Origin of the sequence: Neobacillus drentensis, assembly GCF_036966985.1 — a bacterium.
GTDB classification, from domain to species: domain Bacteria; phylum Bacillota; class Bacilli; order Bacillales; family Cytobacillaceae; genus Neobacillus; species Neobacillus drentensis_E.
Map to the genome: position 1 here is coordinate 2,950 of NZ_JBALSN010000128.1, position 8,514 is coordinate 11,463.

Below are 8,514 nucleotides of genomic sequence, written 5' to 3' on the forward strand. Positions count from 1 at the left end.
TGGTCGGCAGCGATTGTTATTCTCCTCGTTTGGATCAGTTTCGCGACCACGGTTCTTTTTAAATGGGTCATATAAAAAAGGCGCAAAGGTTATGTATGCAGTCCCTTAGCACCAAATTTGCAATCACATATTTTTATTAGAGTTTTATGTTTTTTTTGATGCGGGTCTGTCTAGCTGAAATCTCCGATAAATGATAGGTGATGACTGTATAATGGGGGTGCAATTAGCGTCCTGTACAGCTTTTTCAATCAGATAATGTTTTGGCGCCCATTGGCAGACTGGATCCGTCGCATAAGCGTCCCCAGTTAAAGCAAAAGCCTGGCAACGGCACCCACCTCCGTCTTGGTGTCTTAGTTCACACGAAAGGCAGGGTTCTGGCATCCATTCTTCACCGCGGAAATGGTTAAAAGACTCTGATTCATACCAAATATGACTTAGTGACGAGTCAAGAACATTTTCAAAGGAAAAACCCTCAATCATCCCGGCTGTCGGGCAAGGAAGGACTGCCCCATTTGGTGCTACCGTTAAGCCAATCGTCCCCCATCCCCCCATACAAGGCTTAGGTGCCTGAGCATAATAATCAGAAATAACCCAAATGATTTCGATTTTTTTCCCAATGCGCGCTTTTGCGGCGTCATAGATTTCACGGGCACGCTCAATCTGAACACGGCTTGGCAAAAGCTGCTCCCGATTGAGCAAAGCCCAGTTATAATACTGTGTATTCGCCAGTTCCAGACGTTCAGCACCCACCTCCTCGGCGAGTTTAATAATCTCATCCAAATGATCAATATTCATTCGGTGCAACACGACATTTAATGATAAATACATTCCGGCGTTTTTTACCGCTTTGCAAGCTTCCCTTTTCTTGTCAAAAGCCTTAAAACCGCCGATGATGTCCGAAAGCTTTGCATCGCCTGCCTGAAAGCTCACCTGCACATTTTCCAGTCCGGCATCACAGAGCCGGGCAGCCTTTTCAGTTGTTAATCCAATGCCGCTGGTTATGAGATTAGTATACATCTCTAATTTATTTGCATGGCGGATAAAAACTTCCAAATCGCCTCGCAAAAGTGGTTCTCCACCGGAAAAATGAACTTCTACAACTCCCAGATCAGCCGCCTCAGACAAAACACGGCACCACTCCCCGGTCGATATTTCCATTGCCTTTGAAATCATTTCTAAAGGGTTCGAACAATATGGACAATGCAAAGGACAGCGATGAGTTAGCTCCGCGACCAAGGAATATGGGGGGGGAGCCCCATTATTATTCTTTGTTATCGACTGAACCATGTTTATGGATCACCACCCAACCCTGATCCTCCATTTCCCGGAGAAACTCAGAAATATCTGCTTTCATCGTTTTCAAATCAGGCAAAGCACTTGTATCTGCAGTTTCTGTGTCTGCCTTTAGTGAAGCCCTTATTTTTTCAGTGATGGTGTTTACGGTTTGTCTTCCGTCACATAAAGTAAGAATAGATGCAGCCGTTTCGTTCAAGACCACGACCTTTTCCGGTAACAAAAGAAGATTCTTTTCCCTTACTTTATCAAATTTTAATCGCGCCTTTGCTGCGAGTCTTGGAATACTGTCAACTAAAATTGACTCCACCACCTTTCATTTATTTTTCGGGTGAGTGATAAAATCATCGTTCACTCTTATAGGGGATATGCGTTTTCGATGGCATCAAGTTGTGCCCACAACACATCACACTTGAAACGCAGTGCGGCAACAGCCCGCCTTTGATCTTTCGGAGTTTGGCAATAGGTTAACACAAGTTTAAGGGCTGTATCGGCATCACGCGGCGCCTGTGAAAGGCGATTTTGAAAATATTCCAGTCCTGCACGGTCAATCCATGGATAAAGGCGCTCAATGACCTTCATTCTCTTTGACATTAAATCAGGAGAAAACAATTCGGTTAGGGAGGAAGCAACGGCTTCCATCCATGGTTTTGTCCGCGCAAAGTTTACATAGGCATCAACAGCAAATCGAACACCCGGAACGACTCTGACCTCCTGCGCTACTTCTTCCCGGGATAACCCCACAGCTTCACCAAGCCGAAGCCATGCTTCAATTCCACCTTCTTCCCCTTGCGTTCCGTCATGGTCAATGATTCGCCCAATCCATTCACGTCGCATATCCCTTGACGGCAGCCTAGAAAGAATAGCTGCATCTTTAATCGGAACTGATTTTTGATAATAGTACCGGTTAGCCACCCAACCGCGGATCTGTTCTCTGCTTAATTTTCCTTTATGCATCGCTACATGAAATGGATGTTTGTCATGATAAAAGGAACTTCCAACAGCTTTTAATTGCTCTGTGAATTCATCCCTCGTCCATAATTTTTCCTTTGTTTCATTTAACACCTTTTCTAGGTTAAGGAAATCACCTTGATCCAAAATGTTCACACCTCCACTTCCATACCGTCATAGGCAATCTCAAAACCTAGCCGTTCCAATGTATGCCTTTCCATTGAGTCCTTCTTAAGAATAGGGTTGCTGTTGTTTATGTGAATCAGAATTTTCCGTTTGGCTGAGTATTTGGCTAGCTTTTCAGCAATGCCCGATGGCCCGCTAATTGGTAAATGTCCCATATTTCTTGCATCGCGCTTGGTTGCACCCAACTCAACCAATTCAGTTTCTGACCAAAAAGTTCCGTCCACCATCAAGATATCCGCCTTCTGAAAGCAAGCTTCTATAGCCGGGGTGATCCTTTCTAAAGTAGGAAAGTAAGCAAGGCATCTGCCGGTACTCTCATTATAAAGAACCAGCCCGACCTCCCATAAATCTTCCGGGTCATTCTCCTCCTTGTTTGACTGGGTATAAAGCGGCGGTTTTTTAGAAACGGGGACCGTCTCGATGATGATGGTTCCTTCTCCTCCTACACCCGGAAGTCCTATCCGCTTGCGATGATCAGGGTGAAGAGACTGCCATTCCCATGAACAATAGTTTTTCAGTATGGGTAACACTGGAAAGAATGACTGCAAACACTTTCGTACTGTCTCGGTTCCATAGATGGTTAAACAAGAACCCTCCCGTAATGACAATAACCCAATCGTATGGTCGAACTCGGCATCGGTTAAAATAACACCAGCCAGCGGAGTCTCTCTTATACCTGGACCCGGATGCAGGGCAGTAAACGATTCAATCTGCCTGTGAACATCCGGTCCCGCATTAATGAGATACCAATCCTTTTCATTCGAACTTACAGCAAGCGATGATTGTAATAACGGCTGGTGCGAATCGTTTCCTTCGCGGACACTATGGCAATTTGGACATGCACAATTCCACTGCGGAAAGCCGCCACCAGCCGCTGCTCCTAAGACTCTAATTCGAATTTGGCTTCAGTCCTTTCACTGGAGACTTGAATACCTTCTTTGCCAATATTCCTAGGTTTACCTAATGCCCTTCCAACTTGCCACCCAATCGCTATATTCACTACAGCCATGAGGGGATACAGGAGATAGTCACCCACTGGTTCTGGGAGCAGGAGATCGACGGCCAACCATCCTCCGGCTGTTGCACACCCAATAATCGCGCCAATCATTGATTTTAGGTACCGCTTTATTTTCATATTCCCTACCTCCATTGATTTATAAAACTATTAAATGCATGCGCAAGCAGGCTGTGCTGTTAGCCAATATAGGCATACATTGTCACCTCAGGAGATGTATTGATCACTTTATACTCAGGCTTCACCCACATATTCGCTACCCCCTTTCATGACACCCACATTGAAAATTCTCACCTGCGCGGGGGTGTCGGATTTTCCCTTTCAAAATAATCTATGTAGATAGATATCTCAAAATAACCAGAATTTTGACCTGAAGATGTCCTAATGTGGTATTGGATTTGGCAATATATTGCAAAAAGGGACAAGAACAAAAAGAAACAACCTAAGTCCGGATGATGATTGAACTCAGGTTGTTTACGTTATGATTATCTACTTACTAATATAATGATTTATTAAATGATCTAACTCTCGTTGTTATAGATGCAACTCCAAGAAACGTATCAATCTTTTAGAAATCCAACTAATCAATAAAAAGATATATCCCGTACGGCTCAAGAATAACTTGGGATACTTTTAGTTTTTTCAACTTCACCTCAGTACTGGCTACTCTTTAAATGAAAATTAACTGTCCATTGTCCATTTTGATTCATTATTCCATGTGTGTGAAATGACAGTTCAGAATTATCTGATCTGTAATGTTGCAGCTGTGCTATGATCGTTCCTTTATACTCATTATCACTTATTTTCTGAAACGATTCTGATTCCTCACGAACTAACGTATTCCCAATCCAAATATACGGGTTCCCAATCAAACTTTTAGTATCCGGACTAACTGGGATATTTGAATTTGTGGTTATCGTATAATGCAACTGAATGTCTTGGCCATGGTTTATTATCGAATAATCATTGATAGTTAACCTGATTCCGTTATACTCGGATGAACCTAAGCCATTACTTGACTGAGCATTGGTCAATGTTGGGTAGGCAAATCCAAAGAGTAAGGAAATGCATAAGGCGGCACCAATGAATCGCACGGTATAAATCGGTAATTTCCTCATATTAACACCATCCTTATTTTTCGTGAATATCTGATGTTTCGTCAATGTATAATTATCCTTTTAAGAAACAATCTGAGTCCGAATTAGAGAATCAGACTCGGATTGTTTCTGGAGTAAAAATCATTTCTTTTTGGATAGCCATTCCGCTAGTGCTTCAGCCTCTGCACCTTTGGCCATACCTGCTGGCATGCGGTCGCCACCATTAAGAATTTTATTCAATATGTCCTCTTTAGACATAGTTTTACCTATGTGTTGAAGATTTGGTGCTGTTGCGCCTTGAAGATTATCCCCGTGACAGGAAATACAACTTCTTTTGTAAACCTTTTCCGGATCGATAACAACGTCTGCTTCCCCTTGTAATTTTGCATTTTTATTTATAGCTCCAGGTTTTAACTTACCTCCGAGACCATAAACAACAACCTTCGTACCACCAGTAATGACTGCAACATATTCTTTGCCGTCAACAGTATATATGGAAGGTGCCATTTTGATTTGTTTTCCTCCACTTTGCATGCTCCATAATACTTTACCTGTTTTAATATCAAGAGCATTTACCTTTCCATCCAATTCCCCGTAGAAAGCAAGACCGGCGGCCGTACTTGTGAATCCGCCATACATCGGCTCGTCCGTTTTATTTTGATATACTTTTTTCCCTGTATTCATATCAATTGCTGTAATGGTACCAGAAACCTCAACATCCTTTGGCAAAGGAAGGATCTTTGTTCCTGGGAAGGTATTATTATCTTTTGCAATCTCTTTTGCATCTTTAGCGGCTACCATTAAATTAGGACTATTAATACCTGGAATAAGCACATAGTTGGTGTCAGGGTCATATGTCTGTGGAGCATAGCTTTCTCCACCTGGTGTTCCTGGCCATTGGAGAACTGCTTTACTCTCATCGCTTGGTACGTCCGAATGCTGAATCTTTACAAAAGGTACCCCATCATAAATGGTCTTCCCTGTTTTTGCGTCCCACGCATACCACTTTCCATTCTTACCGCCTTCAACCACAACCTTTTGCTTTTTCCCGTCAACCTTTGCATTGAGAATCATCGGTGTTGCGGCAGCGTCATAATCCCATATATCATGATCAACTTGAGTAGATGACCACTTAAACTTCCCTGTTTTACTATCTAAAGCAGTGATAGAATCGGTATATGGATTTTTTCCTTTTCTATCTGCATCATAAAAGTCCGGAGCTGGATTCCCTACTGCAAAATACATCATATCAGTATCTGGATCAAACGACATCGGTGTCCATACGGAACCACCCCCCGTAAATTTACCTTTCGCCCAGCCCGTTCCTCTTTTAGGAACGGTCCAAAATGGCTCTTTCCATAGCGGTTCCAGGGTATCTGCTTTAAACGCCCAAACAAAACCTCGTGTACCATTATCACCGCCGCTGCTACCAACGTAAACGTTGCCATCATAATACATCGGAGCTGAAGATTCATAGTATCTGTTTTCTAATTTGATAGTAGGTTCATGATCCCAAAAGTTAACCATTTTTAACAGTTTTCCGTTCTTCGCATCCAGTTTGGCCAGCCGATTATCGATCATCAAGACAAATACATTCCCATTCGCCACTGCGACACCCCTACTTGCCACATTGGACTGCCATGGCAAACCATTAATATGATCAAGTACGTCCTTGGGCGGTGTCCATGCCCAAAGCTTCTTTCCACTTGCGGCATCGATTGCAAACACATGATTTTTCGAACTAGTCACATACATGATCCCGTCGTGGACGACAGGGAAATCTTCTTGTAAATTTGGAATATCCTTATTCCAATCTAAGATATCCTGCTGCCATGCAATCCCCATTTTTGTTACATTCTCTTTTGTTATCTCTTTATAAGGCACATGTCGGGTATGTTGAAGGTCATACCCCCAATTTGGGAATCCTGTCACATCTTCCTGACTTGCCTGGTTGGATTCCTTGGTTTCCTCTTTTTTGTTATTAGCATTATTCTTCTTATTATTTGACTGACAGCCAACTATAACGATACTTGCTAACAAAACTAAACCTAATGACTTTAAATATCGCATCACGAAAATACCCTCCTGACATTATGAAATAAAACATCGATTTTTGATGATGAATTTTTCCACTTTCAGTCTTTAAACCTCCTTAAGATATTCAAATTTTTATAAGAACATTGGTATAATTACCTAAGGCACAAAAATTATGCAAATAGTGCTAATTCTTCCTTCTCTCTTTTAGTTTAATTGTACTGTTGGACTACCCATTACTTATTTTAGGCATAAAAAAAGGCAAAATGGGTCAGTCCCCCATTGATGTAAAGCTTCACCACGCTGGGGGACTGACCCAAAATCCTATAAATGGATTTTAAACATATTTTAATCCAAGGAAAACAAAAACCCGAACAATGGACTTTTTAAATGTCCATTGTTCGGGTTATAGTTAAAATAGCATGGGGATTGTAGCTGCTGCTATTCTGGTCGTTCATCCAAGGTGTGATACCAAACAAGCGGACCAAGGTGACCGAACTCCCCAACCGCCTCCTCCATCAACCTGTGTGCCTCTTCATATGCGCAGGCAGGTAAAATATCCAATTCATGATACCCCATATTTCCATAGTTATAGACAAGCAAAAACCTATCTGTCTCCCAAAGCTCAAGTCGAAACACATGCCAATGGTTCCTCACATTCAATTGAATCCCTGTGTAGAATGTTTTCTCTCCCAGCTGTTGATAAGCAAACTCCGCTGTCCCTCCTTTATAGGACCTACCTTCCTCAAATACAAGTGGGTAACCTTTCGTATATAGGTGTTCCATACCTTTCAAGGTTTCAAGACTGGTTTCCCTTTTTGTCGCCACAATCACAGGAGACAGCCTATCTACTCCTATTTCATGGTATTCGATGGTACCACTGTCATCCCATTGAATATGGAAACCCGCATCCTGAAGCACATTTGCCCACCTTCCGAGATCTGCGGAATTTTTCAATTGTTCGCAAGAGAGAAACAATCCATCCTCCGTTAACAAACGATGGACTATTTCTAAATAACGACTGTCACCATAGGTCGGATTCTCCTTCATGTACTCTAGAAGTGACCAATAGTTTGAAATCATGATAGGCCCCATAATCTCATGAAAGGTCCGTGATGATATGATTAAATCAAAAGAATTCAGGGAAAAGTGCTCAGTTACCTCCATAAAATCCATTTGGTAAAAACTCACATTATTAAGCCCTTGCTTTATTGCCAACTGCTGTGCACATTGAATTCCATTTCCACACTGTTCAATGCCAACGATCTCCGCATCTGGAAAAATCGAGGCGTACCAACAAGACAGCAACCCATTATCACACCCAATTTCCAAAATCCGCTTCGGCTTTAAATGAGTTTGCTGATTGATCCAGTTGAGCAAAGACTGATGGAAATTCATCGTCCATGATTCTACCGCCAAACTGAAGGCCAGTGTTCGGTTTTTCACTTCATAAAGATTCCCTTTTAGTTTACGCTCCATAATGGGTTGGAGTTCCTTAGTCAAGAAGGAGTCAACCTCGGTTACATGCCTCCAAAAGTCTTCTTTGGTAAAGCAGTTTTTGATACCCAGTGACTTAAAATATGCAGAAACTCTTTGTGACTTTAATTTGTTATTTATAAACATAGTATTATCTCCAGTTTAGGTGTATACAGTTTGTTTCAACAGGGTCAGTACCTATTAGTTGGTATTATTATCTGGTACTAATTATAGCATAAAAAAAACTTTACTCCTTAGTGAAGTAAAGAAAATGGAAGAAATTTAGAATGCCCAAAAACCCCCCTAAAAATATTCCTATAAATCTTAGAAATATACTTGACTAATCGTAAGAAGAGACCGCCGAAGCGATCTTCATCTTTATCTAATCAGCCCCTATAGTTAAATAGAATCTCACAATCCAAAATATACCTTCTTATTCATGAAAAGCGACCGGTTGATGAA

General features: G+C 41.8%; 8 protein-coding genes. All 8 read right to left on the reverse strand.

Going from position 1 to position 8,514, the window contains the following annotated elements:
- Positions 1–144: 144 nt before the first annotated feature.
- The gene (gene pqqE / locus V7659_RS09090) at positions 145–1,287 is read right to left on the reverse strand and encodes a pyrroloquinoline quinone biosynthesis protein PqqE (RefSeq protein WP_335539568.1); all 1,143 of its coding nucleotides are present in this window, start codon (positions 1,285–1,287) and stop codon (positions 145–147) included.
- The gene (gene pqqD / locus V7659_RS09095; protein ID WP_335539570.1) at positions 1,262–1,603 is read right to left on the reverse strand and encodes a pyrroloquinoline quinone biosynthesis peptide chaperone PqqD; all 342 of its coding nucleotides are present in this window, start codon (positions 1,601–1,603) and stop codon (positions 1,262–1,264) included. Before pqqD ends, pqqE begins: the two co-directional genes overlap by 26 nt.
- Positions 1,604–1,650: 47 nt before the next feature.
- On the reverse strand, positions 1,651–2,391 hold the full coding sequence (gene pqqC, locus V7659_RS09100) for a pyrroloquinoline-quinone synthase PqqC (RefSeq protein WP_335539572.1): 741 nt from the start codon (positions 2,389–2,391) through the stop codon (positions 1,651–1,653).
- Positions 2,392–2,396: 5 nt separating this feature from the next.
- Positions 2,397–3,329, reverse strand: a complete 933-nt coding sequence (gene pqqB / locus V7659_RS09105; RefSeq protein ID WP_335539580.1) for a pyrroloquinoline quinone biosynthesis protein PqqB — start codon at positions 3,327–3,329, stop codon at positions 2,397–2,399.
- Positions 3,311–3,565, reverse strand: coding sequence for a hypothetical protein (locus V7659_RS09110; protein ID WP_335539574.1), 255 nt, complete (start codon positions 3,563–3,565; stop codon positions 3,311–3,313). The genes pqqB and V7659_RS09110 overlap by 19 nt, the downstream gene beginning before the upstream one ends.
- 533 nt (positions 3,566–4,098) lie before the next feature.
- Positions 4,099–4,563 carry a hypothetical protein gene (locus tag V7659_RS09115; protein ID WP_335539576.1) on the reverse strand — a complete coding sequence of 155 codons (465 nt, stop codon included), beginning with the start codon at positions 4,561–4,563 and terminating at the stop codon, positions 4,099–4,101.
- 120 nt (positions 4,564–4,683) lie between these two features.
- Positions 4,684–6,612, reverse strand: a complete 1,929-nt coding sequence (locus V7659_RS09120) for an outer membrane protein assembly factor BamB family protein (protein WP_335539582.1) — start codon at positions 6,610–6,612, stop codon at positions 4,684–4,686.
- Positions 6,613–7,017: 405 nt separating this feature from the next.
- Complete coding sequence (locus V7659_RS09125) at positions 7,018–8,079, reverse strand: class I SAM-dependent methyltransferase (protein ID WP_335539577.1); 1,062 nt, start codon at positions 8,077–8,079, stop codon at positions 7,018–7,020.
- Positions 8,080–8,514: the final 435 nt, after the last annotated feature.

Bases quoted from the DNA above. Each gene is read 5' to 3' on its own strand.
- V7659_RS09120 (WP_335539582.1), bottom strand. From the start codon at position 6,612: ATGCGATATTTAAAGTCATTAGGTTTAGTTTTGTTAGCAAGTATCGTT.
- V7659_RS09115 (WP_335539576.1), bottom strand. From the start codon at position 4,563: ATGAGGAAATTACCGATTTATACCGTGCGATTCATTGGTGCCGCCTTA.
- pqqE (WP_335539568.1), bottom strand. From the start codon at position 1,287: ATGGTTCAGTCGATAACAAAGAATAATAATGGGGCTCCCCCCCCATAT.
- V7659_RS09110 (WP_335539574.1), bottom strand. From the start codon at position 3,565: ATGAAAATAAAGCGGTACCTAAAATCAATGATTGGCGCGATTATTGGG.